The organism is Imbroritus primus (assembly GCF_964332355.1).
GTDB classification, from domain to species: Bacteria; Pseudomonadota; Gammaproteobacteria; order Burkholderiales; family Burkholderiaceae; genus Imbroritus; species Imbroritus primus.
This window is the reverse complement of sequence record NZ_OZ201293.1, coordinates 533,073-550,131: the sequence shown is the minus strand read 5'-3', so window position 1 is coordinate 550,131 and position 17,059 is coordinate 533,073. Positions and strand designations below refer to the sequence as shown.

Sequence of the window (17,059 nt, the reverse complement as noted above, 5' to 3'; positions counted from 1 at the left end):
TCATTATTTTGCAGCCGCCAGCAGCATGTCGGCAGCGCGTTCGCCGATCATGATGGAAGGGGCATTGGTATTGGATGAGGCGATCGTCGGCATGACCGAGGCATCTGCCACGCGCAAGCCGGCGATGCCGTGGACACGCAGCTGCGAATCCACGACGGCGGAATCCGGGCGGCCCATGCGGCAGGTCCCGACCGTATGCCATGCCGTCTGGCCGATTTCCTTGGCGTACTCCAGCAAGGCCTCGTCGCTCATCGCAGCAGGGCCGGGGCGGTTCTCCTCGATCACCACTTCGCGCATGCGAGGCTGGTCGGCAATTTCCCGAATCAGGCGCAGCATGTTGACGGTCGTCTGCGCATCGCGCGGATCGGCCAGGTAGTTGGGCTGGATCGACGGCGCCGCGTTCGGGTCGGATGATGTGCAGTGGATACTGCCGCGCGAATGCGGATACAGCATGAAGCCGCCGACCGAGAATCCGGACCACGGATCCATCCCGGCGATCTTGCTGCGCGAGTAGCGGTCCGCACCGCTGATGTGATAGATGCGGATCATCACATCCGGATGTGTTGCCGCAGTCGACGAGCGCGTAATGGCATGTGCGGTCGACGACGTGCCAGCCAGCAAGCCCTTGCGCCGGAACAGATACGACATGCCGGCGCGCAGCTTGTGCCACGGGCTATTCATCAGGTCGTTGATGGTCTCCGGTACGCGGGTCTTGTAGGTGCAGCGTACCTGCAAGTGATCCGACATGTGCTCGCCAACGGCCGGCAGATCGTGGTGCACCGGAATGCCCAGCGCAGCCAGCCGGTCGCGCTGCCCGATGCCGGACAGCTCGAGCAGTTGCGGCGACTGGATCGCACCCGCGCTCAAGACCACTTCGTGGCGCGCATTGGCGACCCGCAGCTGGCCTTGCCACATATACTCGACGCCCGTGCAGCGCTTGCCCTTGAGCAGCACACGGTGAACGCGCGCATGGGTGCGGATGACGAGGTTGCTGCGCTTGCGCGCCTCTTTGAGGTAGCCGACGGCGGCACTCCAGCGCCGCCCCTTGTACGCGGTCTGTTCAAGATAGCGCACGCCTTCGTAGCTGACGGCGTTATAGTCGGGCGTCTCGCTGATGCCATAGCTCTTGCACGCATCGATCCAGGCATCCGAGATCGTATCGGGCTCGCGTGCCGCACGATCAGTAATCCGGATCGGGCCGTCATGTCCACGGCGCGGATGGTTGCTGTACTCCGTCGATTCGAGTTTCTTGAAGTACGGCAGGACATCCGCGAAGCTCCATCCGTCGACGCCCATGCCTGCCCAGCTGTCATACTCGGCGGGATCGCCCCACACATAGGCCATGCCGTTCAACGCGCTCGACCCGCCCAGCACCTTGCCGCGCGGCCAATAGATGTTCTGGCCGTGCATGTGCTTCTGGGGATCCGTCATGAAGCGCCACGCGTACTTGTCGTTGGTCAGCAGCTTGCCGACGCCCAGGGGGATGTGGATCCACACATGGTTGTCGGCGCCGCCGCCTTCGAGCAGCAACACCCGGTGCCGCCCGCTCTCGGTGAGACGTGCTGCGATCGCGCAGCCGGCCGAGCCGGCGCCGATCACGACAAAGTCAAAATCCTCAGCAGTCATTTGGCACCCGTGGCGCGATGCTTGAAGGAATCACGGCGGAAGCTGTACAGCGCATTCGGATCGACCTGCACATCGACGATGGCCGGCTGGCCGCAGGCCACGGCATCCGCCACAGTCTTGGCAAGATCGGCGGCACGCTCGACGCGGAAGCCACGCGCGCCCCACAGCTCGGCCAGCTTGTCGTACGGCGGGTTCGGCACGTCGGCGCCGAGATAACGCTGGCCGAAAAAGTCACGCTGGTAGGCTTTTTCAGCCCCCCAGCACCCGTTGTTCATGACGATGCAGACGGTGTTGATGCCATTTGCCACAGCCGTACCGATCTCGCTGCTGGTCATGCCGAACCCGCCGTCGCCCATCAGGCTGACCACGGTACGCTTCGGCTCTGCCAGTTTCACCCCCAGGCCGCACGCATACGAAAAACCCACGAGACCGAAATCGAGCGGCGTGAACAGGGCCGGCGACTGGTGATAGTTGAGTTGATCGGTGGCCTGCAGACACAGCGTGCCGGCGTCCATGGTGAACATTGCATCCTGCGGCAGCACGTCGCGCAGGGTCTTGAACAGGAAGCCGGGCTGCAGCGGATCCTGCGGACTGCCCGCCTCGCGGTCGCGTGTTTCGAGCAGTGCCTTGCGACGTGCGACAAAGCCGTCCGTCCAGCTGTTCACATCCGCGCCTGGACCATGATCACGCAGCGCGTCGAGCAGGTCTTCCGCCACCGTGCCGGCATCGCCGAGCACCCCGACGGAGACCGGGAAGAACCGGCCGATGGCAGTCGGCTCGGACTCGACCTGGATGATGTCCGCTGCGGCATTGATGTTCTCGGCCGAGTAGAAGGTCGTGTTGAAACCCAGGCGCGTACCGAGCGCCAGGATGACATCGGCCTGGCGTGCCAGGTCGGATGCCACCACATTGCCGCGCGGACCCATCTGGCCGGCATACAGCGGATGGCCGCACGGGATCGCGTCGCCATGCCCGGGTGACATCGCCACGGGCGCGTTCAGGCGCTCTGCCAGCTTGAGCACGATCGCATGGTGGCGGCCGTTCTTGACACCCCCGCCGGCGACGATCAGCGGCTTCTTCGCATTGCGCAACAGTGCGGCGGCGCGCTCGGTCACGCCACGCGGCGCACCGAAACCGACCTCCAGCTGGCGGCCGGCCGGGGTATAGCTTTCTGCCGATGCGGGTACGTTCTCGGCCAGCAGGTCACGCGGCAGATTCAGCAGCACGGGGCCACGGCGTGGGCTCAGCGCGGTGCGGAATGCCTCGCGCATCATCTCGGGAATCCGCGACGATTGCGTCAGCGTCCAGGTCTTCTTGGTGACAGGCTTGAACAGCGATTGCTGATCGACCTCCTGGAAGGCATCGCGATAGATGTGCGCCGACGACAGCGAACCGGCTAGCGCCACCACCGGCGAATAGGCTGCATAAGCCTGCGCGAGGCCGGTCACGAGGTTGGTGGCGCCGGGGCCATTCTGCCCGGCGAGGAACACGCCGGCCTGGCCAGAAGCGCGGGCGAAGCCATCCGCCATGTGCACACCGGTGCGTTCGTCGCGCACGCCGATGAAGCGGATCGAATCGGCATCGTACAGGGCATCGAAAATTTCCATGCCGGCCGAACCGATCAACCCGAATACGTGCGAGGTCTCTTCGATCTTGAGGGATTCGACAACGGCTTGGCCGCCGGTCATTGCGTTCATGCTCATGCTCTCCAGTTATTCTGCTGCAGCGCCGCTGCTCTTGACGATCTGGCCCATCTTGTCGATGTCCTTGGCGATGAAGCGGTCGAACTCCGCCAGCTCCAGCTTCTGCGGCACGAGGCCCTGCGCCAGCAGCTTCTCGCGCACTTCCGGCATCGCCGACACGGCACGTACTTCACGCGCCAGATACTCCATTACGGGCTTCGGTGTCTTGGACGACATGACCAGCGCGTACCAGATGCTGTAGTCGACATTGGGAATGCCCTGTTCATGCACGGTGGGCACGTTTGGCATCATCGGCGAGCGCTCCATGCCGGTGACACCAAGCGCGCGCAGCTGGCCCGACTTGGTGAACGGCAGCGCCAGGCCAACCGGCGGGAACGAAGCATCGAGTCGTCCACCCACGGTTTCCGCCGTGGCTTCCTGCACGCCCTTGTACGGCACGTGCAGCATCTTGATGCCAGCTTCCTGGTTGAAATATTCCGCCGCCAGATGGGTCGCTGCGCCAATGCCAGCCGAGCCGTAGCTCATTTCACCCGGCTTGCTCTTGGCCATCGCCACGAATTCCTTGACGTTCTTGGCCGGATGGTTGGCATTGACCACCAGCACGGTCGGCGAGCTCGCCAGCAGGGCCAGGCCCGAGAAATCGCGCTTGGTGTCGTACGGCAGCTTCGATTGCAGGGTCTGGTTGACCGAGTGCGACGACGACACGAACAGGATCGACGTGCCATCGGCCGGGGCTTTCAGCAGCAGTTGCGAAGCAACCACGCCACCGGCGCCGGGCCGGTTCTCAACCAGTACAGGCTGGCCCAGCCGGGGCGAGAGTTTTTCCGCGTAGATGCGGGCGATGATGTCGGTCAGCGCGCCTGCGGAAAACGGCACGATGATGCGAATCGGCTTGGCGGGCAGCCTGTTGTCGGGCTGGGCAAATGCCGTACTGGCGCCCAAGGCGCACAGGAGGGCAACAGCCGTTGCCCGGATCGATGTCAGTTTCATTGTCTCGGCTCCACTGTCGTTATTTAAAATGTCGACATTCTAACTATAGTCGATCGCAACAGGACTTGCAAGGGCGCGAACGCTCAGGAAGTGATCGTCTGCGGCGTGTTGCCTGCCGGCGCCTTGGCGTCCGGCTGCGCTTCCAGCCGGGCGAAGGCAACCATGGCCGCGTCGCGGTTCTCCAGTGCCAGTTTGCGATGTGCCGTGCCGGCCGCCTCGGCGTTGCCGGCAATGATCGCCTCGACGATCTTGTGCCAGCTGGCCATGGACGCCGCCCGCCGCTCTGGCGTGGCAAGGCCCATGCGGATATAACGCCCGATCCGCAGCGCAAAGTCGCGCACATACTCGGCCAGCACCACGTTCCCCGACATCTCCATGATGTATGCCACCAGTTCGCCGCTCAGCGTGGCATAGGATGAAAGATCGTCGATCACCGCCTCGAGCCGCTCCAGGTAGCTGCGCAGCGCAGCGGCGTGCGCGGGTGTGCAATGCGCGGCAGCCAGTCCTGAGCCGGTGGTCAGCAGGGAGGCGCGCACTTCATAGAGATCATTCAACTCCTGCGCCGAAAGCCGCGTCACGTGAGCGCCGCGTTGCGGCAGGATGGTCACGAGCCCGCGCTGCTCGAGCAGGCGCAAGGCTTCGCGCACGGTGGCGCGGCTAACGCCGAAGGCAGCAGCCAGTTCGGTTTCCCGCAGGCGCGCGCCCGGCAGGAAACTGCCCTCGGTGATGGATTGACCGAGCTGTTCGGCAATCTGCAGCGGCAACGTCTGAAACAGGTGCGGCTCGAATTTGGCTGGCATGGCAATGGTTGATGACATCTTGAATGTCGGCATTGTCGCAGGTTTTCACGTCCCTGCGCCGGCCAACCCCATGCCTCATCGTCCCATCCGGGGCGCGGACACCCCTCACTGCCCTGCTTCGTTCCTGGGCGATCCCCAAGAAAAAGGGGCGGCTTGCGCCGCCCCTGCCGCGGAGGGTGGAAATGCTGCGGCGGTCAAACAGACAGTTTGAGTACGCGCTTGGCGTTCTTGTACATCACCTTGTCGATGGCGTTCGACGAGAAACCCAGCTTGCCGTAATCCTCCACCGACTGGCCCATCGGACGGAACGGATAGGAGCTGCCGAAGAGAATCTGTTCGCCCATGGTGCCGTTGGCGGCTTCCACATACAGCCCGCCGCCCGGCCCGAAGATATACATGTCCGGCACGATATGGACGTTCTCGTAGCGCAGCGCCACGCCGAGGATCTCGTTCACATATGGATAGAAGCCGTGATAGCAGACGATGGTCAGCGTTGGAAAGGAACGGGCAATATTGGCCACGGCCGACGGATGCACCAGGTCATGATTTGCGGCAGTCGGGCCGGACATGATGGTGACCGGCACGCCCAGCTTGTCGCACGCGTCATATACCGGATAGAACTGACGGTCGTCCGCCGCCACCGGCGGGCTGCCAAATGCTGGCTCGACGTTGATGCCCTTCAGCTTTAGCTTTTCCACCGCACGCTCGACTTCATTCACAGCGGCACGGATGCCCATCGCATACGGATCAACCGAGCCGATGCCGATCAGCTCCTTGAACGGATCAGTCATGCTCTTGATCTCGTCATTCGTATGCTTGATCCCCGGGGTGTCGCGGCCCACCACGACCGAGGCCGTGATGCCAGTCCCCTTGATTTCCTTGACGAACTCCTCGGCGCTCGACGAGCGCGTGAAATGCTCCTTGTCCTTCGAGCCGACGCGCCCGTTCAGCCATTTCACGACTTCGAACGACGGCGTACCCGGCGTCTTGCCGTAAAAGTCATGCAAAAAAGCCGGCCGGCTACGCATGTCGATGATCTTTTGTGCCATGTTGCGATTCTCCTGAGCGTGTGATCGGAGTGAAACAAACTGCCTGGTTCGGAACGGTCATTCAGCCGCTGTAGCGTTCTTGCGCTTGGCATAGGCCTCGACGAAATCGGCCGCTGCCTTGCTGCCGCCGGAGAACGACTTCATCGCCTCCTCATGCAGCAGGGACAGTGCCTGCATCTTCACGTCGTTGGCGCGGTCGCTGGTGAAGAAGCTCGACAGCGAGCGCGGACGCGGCACATCCACCTCGATCACGGCGCGCACCTGCATCGGGGTGTTCGTCATGATCAGCAGGCGGTCTGCCAGGTACACCGCCTCGTCAATGTCGGTGGTCACGAAGAAGTTCGTGCGATGAGATTCCTCAAACAGCTTCGCGTAGTACTCCCACATCAACTCCTTTGACATGGCATCGAGCCCCCGGAACGGCTCGTCCAGCACCATCACCTCGGGGTTGTTGATCATGGCGCGAGCCAGCTCGGCGCGGCGCTGCATGCCGCCGGACAGCTGTGTCGGATACTTGTCGCGGAACGCGGTGAGACCAACCTTGTCGAGCAGGAAGTTCGCCATGTCGCGCGTCTTCTGGTTGTCCTCCCCGCGGGCGCGCGGACCGTACATGATGTTGTCGTAGGTCGTCATCCACGGAAACAGTGCGGACTCCTGAAACACCACCAGGCGATCTCGCCCCGGATGCGTCACGGGCTTGCCGTTGAGGGTGATCTTGCCGGACGTCGGCGATTCAAATCCGGCGATCAGCCTGATCAGGCTACTCTTGCCGCAACCAGACGGACCGATCATCACAGTCAGCTTGCTGCGCTCGATCAGGAATGAACAATCCTTGATCACATCCTTGGCGAACGGACCCTTGCCATACGTTTTGCACACATGTTCGAGCTTGATCTCGCCAGCGGTCACCGCCAATTTCTTGCCGGTGGTATCCACCGGACGTTCTTCGAGTACTGCGGCCATTTCTGCCTCCTATCGCGTCCGCAACCACGGCGTAAAGAATCCGCCCATGCCACGCAGCAATTCACTGCACGCGTAACCGGCGATACCAATACTGATCATGCCCACCACGATCTGGTCGTAAGATCCGCCCACATACGAGTTCCAGATAAAGAAGCCCAGGCCGCCGCCGGAGCCGCTTCCACCGCCGCCTCCACCACCGCCCGAAATCATCTCCGCAGCGACCACCACGTTCCACGTGATACCCATGCCCACCGACGACCCGACCACGATGGAAGGCACCGTTGCCGGCAACACCACGCGGCGGAAGATATCCCATTGGGACGAGCCCATCGCCTGGGCCGACTGGAAGTACCGGATGTCAATCGACTTCGCACCGCCAAGCACGTTGATCACGATAGTGAAGAACGCGCCGAGGAAGGTCACAAAGGCAATCGAAAGTTCCTGCGTCGGCCAGAAGATGATGGCTGCCGGCACCCAGGCCAGCGGCGGGATCGGCCGGAGGATCTCGAAGGTCGGGAACGTAATGCCGTAGAACACGCGGCTAACCGCCATGAGCAAGCCAAGCGGAATGCCGATCACCATCGCCGCGATGAAGCCCGACATCACACGCATCGTGCTCAGGTACCAGCTCGACCAGTAGCCGGCATCCCCCAGCAATCCGCCCCATGCCACCATTACTGACGACGGCGCCGGTACGTTGCCAATCCACGGCAGGCGTACACCTAGCCACTGCTCAGAACGCGAGCCGATTTCCCAGAGAACAAGGAAGACGATGATCGAGATCAATGCACGCCTGCCGGCCCGGCCAAAGAGCGCTGCTTTCCAACGTTTTGCCTTCATATGGCCTCCTAGCCTTCTTTCTCGCCAGCGGCGAACGATTTACGCGCTTCCTCGTGTACGGCCTCCGAGGTCTCGTCGAGGATCTCCCGGAAACGCGGGCTGGTGAGCACGCTGTAGTCGCGGGGGTGTGGAATATCCACCTCAAGGATCTTCTTGGGGCGGCAGGGGCGCGAGGTCATGATCACCAGACGGTGCCCCAGGAAGATCGCCTCTTCCAGGTCATGTGTGATGAAGAAGATCGTCACCTTGTTCTTGTAGTAGATATCCAGGAGCGCCTCGTGCATCACTGAACGCGTGAGCGAATCGAGCGCGCGGTACGGCTCGTCGAACAGCAGCACTTTGGGCTCGTTCATCAGGGCGCGCACGATTTCGACCCGGCGGCGCAAACCTGATGACACTTCACCTGGATAGTTATGCTCGGTGCCGCTCAGTCCCGCATCCGCCATCATGCTGCGGGCCTTCTCGTAGATTTCCTTCTTGCTCATCTTGCCCTGCATGAGCGGACCGAAAGCAACGTTCTCGAGATTGGTCTTCCAGGGAAACAGCGCGCCGTTCTGGAACACCACGATGCGGTCTGCACCAGGATCTGCTTTGGGCTTCTCCGGGCTGCACAGCACCTCGCCATCCATGCGGATGGTTCCTGACGTAATACTGTGGAAGCCCGCGATGGCATTGAGCAAGGTCGTCTTGCCGCAACCGGATGGCCCCACGATCATGCAGATTTCACCGGCTGGAATATCCAGCGTGCAGTGGTCTACGGCCATCACCGCCGCGCCATCCGGATCGTAGATCTTGACGACGTCATCGATCTGGATCGCTCCGCCACGCGCCGCGTTGCTCGGCACGATCAGGCGATCATCTAGTGTTTCAAGTACGGCACTCATCAGCGACCTCCAATCGATTCTTCACGCACACGCCACTGCATCAGGTAATCACCCAGCACACGGACCATCGCACTGGTGACGTAACCCACCACGCCCAAGGTCACCATGCCGATGATGATGGTCGGATAGCGCACCATCGTGTACGACGTATTGATGACGTATCCCAGGCCGTACTGCCCAGAAACCATTTCCCCCGCGACCAGTGAGAACCACGCAACACCGACCGAGATCTGCAGCCCGGTGAATACAAACGGCAGCGAGCCGGGCACGATGACTTCCTTGAATACCTGCCAGCGGCTCGCACCCAGACAGGCGGCGGCACGCGTGTAGGATTCATCGATCGACTCCACGCCGAGCATGGTATTCAGAGCGGTGGCGAAGAACGATGCGAGAAAAGTCAGGAAGATCACCGGTGTTTCCGAGCCGGAAAACATCAGAATGGCCAGCGGGACCCAAGCCAGGATCGGGATCGGGCGCAGCAGCTCAAAGATCGGAAACACGTATTCCCGGAATGTGCGCGACCAGCCGAGGAACAGGCCCAACGGCACGCCCAGCGCCGTCGCTAGCAAGAACGCGATCGCCACGCGCCGGATACTTACCCAGATGTGCTGGTAGTACTCAGGTGTGTAGATCGACATACCGTAGATCGGATCACGGCTCAGGTATTCCGAGACCACGGTGGTCAGGCCTGGCATGTCCTGGAAACGTGGCAGCTTCCAGACCTCGACGGTGAAGTACCAGAAACCGAGGAACAGCGCGAAGCCAATCATCATGAGATAGGGCTTGGGGCTCTTCATCCACTCGCTGACGCGATACATCATCAGGCCGACGCCTGTCAGGACGGCAGTCTCTTTCTCGCCCTGGATCATTTCCTGGTTGGCTATCCGGTACACGTGTTCGGCCTCCTTGGGCAGGCTGAAGTCCTGGCGAATCATCGCGGCAAAGCCGCCCATGACGGCGTTACCGATGGCCGGGAACTTGCGGAACAGGTTGATCATGCTGTCGCCATCGATGACGACGACTTCGGTTCTTTCGAGGCAGGTGGTGGTGGCCAGGTGCCGCCGGCTGCCTTCCAGCACCGATGCCCAGCCGAATACGTCCCCACTGCGCATGGTGCGGTCGGGATCCTGCGACTGGGACGCGTCACCCAATGAATGGCGCACGCTGCCAGACGCAACGATATAGATGTTGCGGGCCGGATCGCCGATCTTGTAGACCACGTCGCCGGCATTGAAGATGACCCGGCGCGAGAGGCCGGTAATCTTGGAGATGAAGTCGTCCGGCGCCATCCGGAATGGCGCCGCACTCTTCAGCAAAACGTCGAGTTGTTCCATAGGTCCCTCTGCGACATCGATGCCGTCGAACGCGGCTGTTAGGGTCCGTCGTGATGCACCTGGCCATCCGCACCGGCCTGGCGCGGCACGGACGGCGAGATACGACCGTTACTTGCCTTTGAACTCGGACTCGGCCAATGCCGTGACCTGGCCGATCGGGCTCTGGAGGCCACGCTCATTCAGGACCGCCTTGGCGAGATCCGGCATCACCGCATCAGGTCGCAGGGACTCCACATTGATACTCTTGATGGAGAAGAGGAACTTCGATGCCTTGTTGATCAGGTTCATGGCATCGTCATTGATGATGTACGGCATGTGCAGACGCGTAGGTGCGCCGCCGACCGTCGCAGGATTCTGGCCATAGAGGGATGCCCACATCATCTTTTCCGTAAGGCCGGTAGTCTGCTTCGCGGCCATGCGCGCGACCTCGGCGGCATTCTTCGGATCGGCCAGGAACAGCTGGGCGTCAAGCTCGGCATTGAGCCAGGCCTTGACGATGTCGGGACGCTGCTTGATCAGGTCCGCACGCATCGTGAGGAAGCCGCCATCACGCTCCTTGATGACTTCACCCGAGACGATCCGCTTGGCCAGGCCTTCCTGCACAAGGCGCGACGCCATCGGCTCCCAGACCACGGCCGCATCGATCTTCTTGGCACGGAAGCCGCTGGTGATGACTTCAAGGTTCTGATTCAGGTAAGCGGCAGGCTGTACCTTCTCGGCCTTGAAGATTTCCTGGGCAAAACGGTCGGAGCAGCTACCCTTCGGTACCGCTACCTGCTTGCCATCGAGCCACTTGATCGCATCCTTTTGCGATGCGAACTGCGGTGCATCCGGACGGGCCAGGAAAATATTGCACTGGTCCGTTCCCATACCCAGTGTCGCTACGATGCGGATATCGGCAACATCCTGCTTGGTAGTCGCGACAATACCGGGCATGTCACCAACGTAGCCAATATGCTGCTTGCCTGCCAGCATGGCGTTGACGATGATGGCGCCTTGCAGGCCGATGGCGAAATCGACGGTGGAACCCTTCGGCAGATACTTCTCGTAGAACTTCTTGTCGCGCATTACCACACCCGACCAGGACTGGGTGTAGTAAGGCTGGTAACCGATCACCAGCTTGACCGGCTCGCCGACTTTTCCATAATCGATGTCGGCTGCGAGGGTAGGAGTGGTACTGGCAAATGCCAGACCGAGCGAAAGCAAAATACGGGGAATCCAACGACTGCTGCGGTACGTCATGATCAATTCCTCCTTATGGGGAGAGCACCTGTCCTGCTACAGGGAGCGCTCGGGTTGCCTCTGTCTCTCGATATGAATCTCTTTCTTCTAATGGTGAAACCAGCACGCGCGGTGCTGTGCTGCAAGAACGCGCCCTGCGACGCGTGAAACGTTGGCTTGTGCGGCTTAACCGCCGTTTGAACTCAATGCTTCGGAACGGACGAGAAAGATGTCGCCATCCTGCACGTCGATGTCATAGCGCTCGAGCGGCGCTTCGGCCAGTCCGATTGCATCCCCGGTGGTGATGTCCCACTGCCAGAGGTGCTGATGGCAGGTCAGCGTGGAACCATCGAAGTAACCTTCGTCGAGGCATACATCCTGGTGCGGACATAGTCCCTGGTAGGCGTAGTAACACTCGCCCGCATTGGCCACCAGTACTTTCGTGCCATCGTCGATGTCATAGCTCTTCATGCCATTGGCCGGGATATCCTCAGCCTTGCAGATATGGATTTTCTTCATCGACGGCTCCTTAGCTGAACTTGTCGTAGCGGATATTCGCGGGTGAGACCCGCGCCTGCAGGAGCAGGCGGACCGACGCATCTACCGCCGGCGGCGGACCAGCGAGATAGGCGCGGATATTCTGTAGCCGGCCGGCCATGCCGCGAGCGGCGGCTTCGTGCACAAAACCATGGTCGAATGCCAGCAGGGGATAGTCGTCGATGAACGCCGGCGTGGCAGTCTCGTCCGAGAACACGACGGTGACGCGCAAGCGGACACCGCACTGCTCACGCAGGCGGCAGAAGGCGTCGAGAAAGAAAGCGTCGCGCATGGTCCGCACGCCGAAATAGACGTCGCCATCATGCGCATCGAAATACCCGTCGCGCGCGGCACGGGTCAAGATCGACATCATGCCGGCAATGCCGCTGCCGCCGGCAATGCACAGGATGTCGTGCTCCGTGTCGGCACTGAAGGTGGCGTGCCCGATGGGTCCGAACACATCCACCGCGGTACCCGCGCGCTCCGCCGCGAACAGCCAGTCCGATACGGCGCCGCCGGGTTTCTTCTTGATAACGAATTCCAGGACGTTGGTCGTCGGTGCATAGTTGACCATCGACCAGCCGCGATAGCCATCGATGCCGGGCACGCGGACCAGCGCGAACTGCCCGGCTTCGAACTGGATGTCGCGCGGCAGCTCGATCCAGATCGACATCACGTCGTGGGTCAGTTTTTCGGTCCGGATGATCCTGCCCGGCATGGCGGCCGGCAAAGCTGCCGGCACGCCATTGACCGGGCGGGCCACTTCGATTTCGAGATCGCCCATCGCCGAGCACTGGCAAAGCAGAAACTCCCCTTCCTGCTTGAGGTACTTCCGCCCTGGCGCATCCGGCCAGTGATCGATGATTTCACCGGAGACCAGCTTGGCCTTGCAGGTGCCGCAGGTGCCGCTGGCACACTCGTATGGCAATCCGATTCCATGGCACAGCCCGCCGTACAGCAGCCGGTCATCGCTGCCGACGGCATAGGCATGTGTTCCGTTTCGTGCGTTGATCTGGATTTTCAAGGGGACCCCCGCACGCGTCAGAATGGAATGTGGTAGCCGTATCCGAGCATGCGTGTCTCCAGGTGAATATTGCGATTCAACAGTTTGGGCCCGTCATCGTCGAGCTTGATGGTGTCGTACATCCGGCCCACCGCAAACAGCTCGGTGGCACCACCCTCGAGCTGCGTGCGGAAAACCTGCAGGCCGCTGACGACCTCGGCCTGGTTCTTGGCGGGATCCTCTTTCACCATCTGCACGGTGGCATGACGGGTGATCGGCGACTTGTCGCTGTTGTGGCGCGGCAGGTTGGTGAAGAGCGTCTTCATGCCTTCCTTGTCATGCTCCAGCCACGTCATCTTTTTACGGATTTCCGGGCTGTACGCCGTGATCGAGTACGAGAAATCCGTATCGCACAGGTTCAGGAAGCCATCGAAGTTCTTGTCATCGAGCTCCATGCACGACTGGTAGATCAGTTCACTGATGCGGTTGCGCGAATCCATGTGGGGTCCTCTTGATTTCGGGATGTCGGGAAACAACGCTCAGGCCACGGCCTGTTCCTTGATCTGTCCATACGGGTCGTACGCCTTGCGGCCCATACGGCGGCTCCATTCCGCGTAGAAGTGACGCATGCCGCCTTCATCGTGGATGGTCATGTTCTCTTCGCGGCCATGCAGCACCCATTTGCTGTCGGTGCGCTCGCGCATCGCCAGGCCCTGGCCATGGCAGCCAAGCAGATCCTCGTGCAGGTTGCGGCCGAACGGTCCCCAGATGGTGTTGTGGTCGCGGATGCGCTCGGCGCGCTCGGCCGGCGTGTCGCGCTTCAGGCCCAGGCCGCGGAACTCGATCATCAGCTTGTTGGGACCAAGCGGAATCGCGGTGTCCATGCGCAATACCGACGTGCGCAGGTTATAGGTCATGCCCGGGAAGATATCGATCAGCACCCAGCCGCCCGGCGCCAGACCAGGCCAGCCCACGCCGCGCTCCTTGCTGCCCTCGTAGGCGTCGTACTTGATCGACATGGAGCCCACCGAGGCATGGCCGTTGGGATAGCCGGTGTACTTGCGGTCGAAGTAGCCCGGCTGGATCATGCCGGTGATGCGATTGAAGTAGTGCATGTAGTCGTGATAAAACTCGCTGTTCGTGTCATGCCACAGCTTGTAGTTGGTATTCACGACCGCGCGGTGGTAGTGGAACACTTCCAGCGGTTCGCTCAGGTGCTCGTCGAGCATGCTCATGGCGTCGCCGATGTACTCCTTCAGCGTGCAGCTATCGTCGTCGACGTTGACCCAGGCGAAACCGCCGTAGCCGACTTCGGTCTTCACTTCACGCAGGCCGGCATGCTGGCAGTCGAAGCGGTCCTGGTAGCCCTGCTTGCCGCGCGAGATGTCGACGCAGTCGCCCATCGAATCGAAAGACCACGCGTGGAAGATGCAGGTGATGCGCTTGGCATTGCCGACCGGTTCGTACAGCAGCGTGTTGCCGCGGTGCGGACAGATGTTATAGAAGCTGCGCACCTTCATGTCTTCGCCACGAATGACGATCAGCGGCGCGCCGCCAGGATGCTGGAAAGTGCGGTAATCGAACGGATTCGGAATCTCCGATTCATGGCAAGCGATGATCCAGCACTTGTTGAAGATCTTGTCCTGCTCTTCGCGGAACAGGCCTTCGTCGGTGTAGATACTCGTTTCCACGAAATGTGACGTCGGGAAATTCGGGACTTCTTTCCATTCAATCGAATTGCGTGCCATCTCTTGACTCCTTTGCTATGCAGCCGGACGGGTTACAGGACTCGACACGTGCGAGACGTTCTGTCGTGGTTAAGCAGCCTCCGTGCCATGCCTGCCAAAATTGCCGGAAAGCCTTTTGCCATCGTGATCGGGCACGTCAGGCGAAGTGAAACGAAAAACGTGATTACGTTTCGATTTGAACCAGGGGGTCGAGGTCGCGTTTCTATTCGAAACGCTGGCTGGCATGGCGGTGGGCAAGTGCGCTGTGCTGCGCAGCTACAACGCGGATTTCGCGGAATCGGAGGAGCGAGGTAAGATCGGGGGTCGGCGCCCTGGAGACGCGCGCGCCGACCTGAAACGGATTCGTTGGCACCTTGCTTGCTTGGCCTTCCGGAACATCGCGCTCACACGGCCAGCGGCATCTCCCGGTGCCAGGCCTGACGCGGCAGACGGAGAATCAAAACGGACAAGCAGCCAGGAACAGCCTTCGAAACAATCCTGCGCGAGGTGCAACGCCACGCGCATGAAAAAACTGACAAAGAAACAGGCTAACCTCAAGTGAAACACAGCTTCAATTCCCAAGGCCGGCTGCAACGCATGCTGCCGATGACCGTCTGGTGGAACCGCGTCAACCGTGAATCCTTGCGGGCCGACGTGCTCGCCGGCCTCAGCGGTACCATCATTCTCGTTCCCCAGGCCGTGGCCTATGCCACCATCGCCGGCCTGCCGCCGGAATATGGTTTGTACACGGCCATCGTGCCGGTGATTCTGGCCGCACTCTTTGGCTCGTCCTGGCATTTGGTATCGGGCCCGACGGCGGCACTGTCCATCGTCCTGTTCGCGACTCTGAGCCCGCTGGCCGATCCGGGCTCCGCGCACTACGTGACGCTGGCGATGACCCTCACCTTCCTGGTGGGCATCCTGCAGCTGGCCATGGGGCTAGCGCGCCTGGGCTCACTGGTGAACTTCATTTCACACAGCGTGGTGATTGGCTTTACGGCGGGTGCCGGGATCCTGATCGCGGTCAGCCAGTTCAAGAACTTCCTCGGTCTGTCGATTCCCTCCAAGGCCGGTTTCATTGAAACCCTGCAGGGCGTATTCCAGAATCTCGGCGATCTCAATCCGTTTTCGGTCGCGGTCGGAACCGTGACATTGCTGGCTGGCATCTTGACGCGCCGCTATGTGCCGCAGATCCCGTTCATGATCGCCGCCATGCTGGTGGGCAGCCTGTTCGCCGCGGCGCTGACGGCGCTCTTCGGCACTGCGGCGAGCGTTGCCACGGTTACGGCGATTCCGCGCAGCCTGCCGCCGATCTCGCATCCTGATTTTTCGATGGACACCATCCGCCAGCTGTCCACGATTGCACTGGCCGTGGCAATGCTGTCCCTGACAGAAGCGCTGTCCATTGCACGGGCGGTGGCGCTCAAGTCCGGGCAGCGCATCGACGGCAACCAGGAGTTCGTCGGCCAGGGCCTCGCCAATTTCTTCGGCAGTTTCTTCTCGGGTTATGTCTCCAGCGGCTCGTTCACGCGCAGCGGCATCAACTACACCGCGGGCGCGCGCACGCCGCTGGCCGCCGTGTTCTCGTCGCTGTTCCTGGTCCTGACGCTGCTGGTATTCGCGCCGCTGGTGAGTTACCTGCCGATCGCCTCGATGGCAGCGTTGCTGTTCATGGTGGCCTACTCGCTGATCGACACCCACCACATCAAGGCCATCGCCAAGACGAGCCGCACGGAGAGTGCGGTGCTGTGGGTGACGCTGTTCGCCACGCTGTTCCTCGATCTCGAGTTCGCTATCTATGTCGGCGTGCTGCTGTCACTGATCTTCTACATCCGCCGCACCGCCCAGCCGAACATCCGCAGCGGCATGCCGGCGCCCGGGGACGACACGTACCATTTCGTGCCCGCAGACGGCAAACCGGAATGCCCGCAACTCAAGATCGCCTTTGTGGATGGCTCGCTGTATTTCGGCGCAGTCGACCACGTGCAGCAAACCCTGCAGAGCATCGACGCCGAACAGCCGACACAGAAGCACGTGCTGATCCTGGCGTCCGGTATCAACTTCGTCGATGTCGCGGGCGCGCACATGTTTGCCGAGGAAGCCAAGCGCCGCCGTGCCATGGGCGGCGGCCTGTACTTCCATCGCCTGAAGGCTCCGGTGGTGCAGGACCTGGCCAAGGGCGGCCAGCTCGAGGAAATCGGCGAGGAAAACCTGTTCGAAATGCGCCAGAACGTGATGGATCGGCTGTACGCAAAGCTGGATCCAACGATCTGCCGCAATTGTCCGCATCGCGTCTTCCGCCAGTGCCACGGCTATCTTCCAAATGGCGAGGCGCGGGAGGAGTCGCCCAGCGAGGCGCCGACGCGCATCAGCGCGTAGCAC

15 protein-coding genes are annotated in these 17,059 nt (G+C 61.5%); 1 reads left to right on the top strand and 14 read right to left on the bottom strand.

What is annotated here, in order from left to right; all coding sequences use genetic code 11:
- Window positions 1-3: 3 nt before the first annotated feature.
- The 14 genes from ACQ3C8_RS02490 to ACQ3C8_RS02425 all read right to left on the bottom strand — a co-directional run bounded on the left by ACQ3C8_RS02490 (window position 4) and on the right by ACQ3C8_RS02425 (window position 14,698).
- On the bottom strand, window positions 4-1,626 hold the full coding sequence (locus ACQ3C8_RS02490; protein WP_428852331.1) for a GMC family oxidoreductase: 1,623 nt from the start codon (window positions 1,624-1,626) through the stop codon (window positions 4-6).
- Window positions 1,623-3,323: a thiamine pyrophosphate-binding protein gene (locus tag ACQ3C8_RS02485; RefSeq protein ID WP_428852330.1), complete on the bottom strand. Its 1,701-nt coding sequence runs from the start codon at window positions 3,321-3,323 to the stop codon at window positions 1,623-1,625. The genes ACQ3C8_RS02490 and ACQ3C8_RS02485 overlap by 4 nt, the downstream gene beginning before the upstream one ends.
- Window positions 3,324-3,338: 15 nt before the next feature.
- Window positions 3,339-4,319 carry a tripartite tricarboxylate transporter substrate binding protein gene (locus tag ACQ3C8_RS02480; RefSeq protein ID WP_428852329.1) on the bottom strand — a complete coding sequence of 327 codons (981 nt, stop codon included), beginning with the start codon at window positions 4,317-4,319 and terminating at the stop codon, window positions 3,339-3,341.
- Window positions 4,320-4,402: 83 nt separating this feature from the next.
- On the bottom strand, window positions 4,403-5,137 hold the full coding sequence (locus tag ACQ3C8_RS02475; RefSeq protein WP_428852328.1) for a GntR family transcriptional regulator: 735 nt from the start codon (window positions 5,135-5,137) through the stop codon (window positions 4,403-4,405).
- 176 nt (window positions 5,138-5,313) lie between these two features.
- On the bottom strand, window positions 5,314-6,168 hold the full coding sequence (locus ACQ3C8_RS02470) for an amidohydrolase family protein (protein WP_009523047.1): 855 nt from the start codon (window positions 6,166-6,168) through the stop codon (window positions 5,314-5,316).
- A gap of 57 nt (window positions 6,169-6,225) precedes the next feature.
- A complete protein-coding gene (locus ACQ3C8_RS02465) occupies window positions 6,226-7,131 on the bottom strand; it encodes an ABC transporter ATP-binding protein (RefSeq protein ID WP_428852327.1) in 906 nt (301 codons plus the stop codon).
- 9 nt (window positions 7,132-7,140) lie between these two features.
- Window positions 7,141-7,971 carry an ABC transporter permease gene (locus tag ACQ3C8_RS02460; protein ID WP_009523045.1) on the bottom strand — a complete coding sequence of 277 codons (831 nt, stop codon included), beginning with the start codon at window positions 7,969-7,971 and terminating at the stop codon, window positions 7,141-7,143.
- 8 nt (window positions 7,972-7,979) lie between these two features.
- Window positions 7,980-8,855: an ABC transporter ATP-binding protein gene (locus ACQ3C8_RS02455; RefSeq protein ID WP_009523044.1), complete on the bottom strand. Its 876-nt coding sequence runs from the start codon at window positions 8,853-8,855 to the stop codon at window positions 7,980-7,982.
- The gene (locus tag ACQ3C8_RS02450) at window positions 8,855-10,189 is read right to left on the bottom strand and encodes an ABC transporter permease subunit (RefSeq protein WP_009523043.1); all 1,335 of its coding nucleotides are present in this window, start codon (window positions 10,187-10,189) and stop codon (window positions 8,855-8,857) included. Before ACQ3C8_RS02450 ends, ACQ3C8_RS02455 begins: the two co-directional genes overlap by 1 nt.
- 108 nt (window positions 10,190-10,297) lie before the next feature.
- Window positions 10,298-11,431, bottom strand: coding sequence for an ABC transporter substrate-binding protein (locus ACQ3C8_RS02445; protein ID WP_428852326.1), 1,134 nt, complete (start codon window positions 11,429-11,431; stop codon window positions 10,298-10,300).
- 165 nt (window positions 11,432-11,596) lie between these two features.
- The gene (locus tag ACQ3C8_RS02440; RefSeq protein WP_009523041.1) at window positions 11,597-11,929 is read right to left on the bottom strand and encodes a Rieske 2Fe-2S domain-containing protein; all 333 of its coding nucleotides are present in this window, start codon (window positions 11,927-11,929) and stop codon (window positions 11,597-11,599) included.
- A 10-nt stretch (window positions 11,930-11,939) separates the two neighbouring features.
- On the bottom strand, window positions 11,940-12,971 hold the full coding sequence (locus ACQ3C8_RS02435) for a 2Fe-2S iron-sulfur cluster binding domain-containing protein (protein WP_428852325.1): 1,032 nt from the start codon (window positions 12,969-12,971) through the stop codon (window positions 11,940-11,942).
- Window positions 12,972-12,988: 17 nt separating this feature from the next.
- A complete protein-coding gene (locus ACQ3C8_RS02430) occupies window positions 12,989-13,450 on the bottom strand; it encodes an aromatic-ring-hydroxylating dioxygenase subunit beta (RefSeq protein ID WP_009523039.1) in 462 nt (153 codons plus the stop codon).
- Between the two features lie 39 nt (window positions 13,451-13,489).
- Window positions 13,490-14,698, bottom strand: coding sequence for an aromatic ring-hydroxylating oxygenase subunit alpha (locus ACQ3C8_RS02425; protein ID WP_428852324.1), 1,209 nt, complete (start codon window positions 14,696-14,698; stop codon window positions 13,490-13,492).
- 537 nt (window positions 14,699-15,235) lie between these two features.
- On the opposite strand from ACQ3C8_RS02425, the gene ACQ3C8_RS02420 reads away from it, so the two are divergent.
- Complete coding sequence (locus ACQ3C8_RS02420) at window positions 15,236-17,056, top strand: sulfate permease (protein WP_037030318.1); 1,821 nt, start codon at window positions 15,236-15,238, stop codon at window positions 17,054-17,056.
- Window positions 17,057-17,059 lie beyond the last annotated feature (3 nt).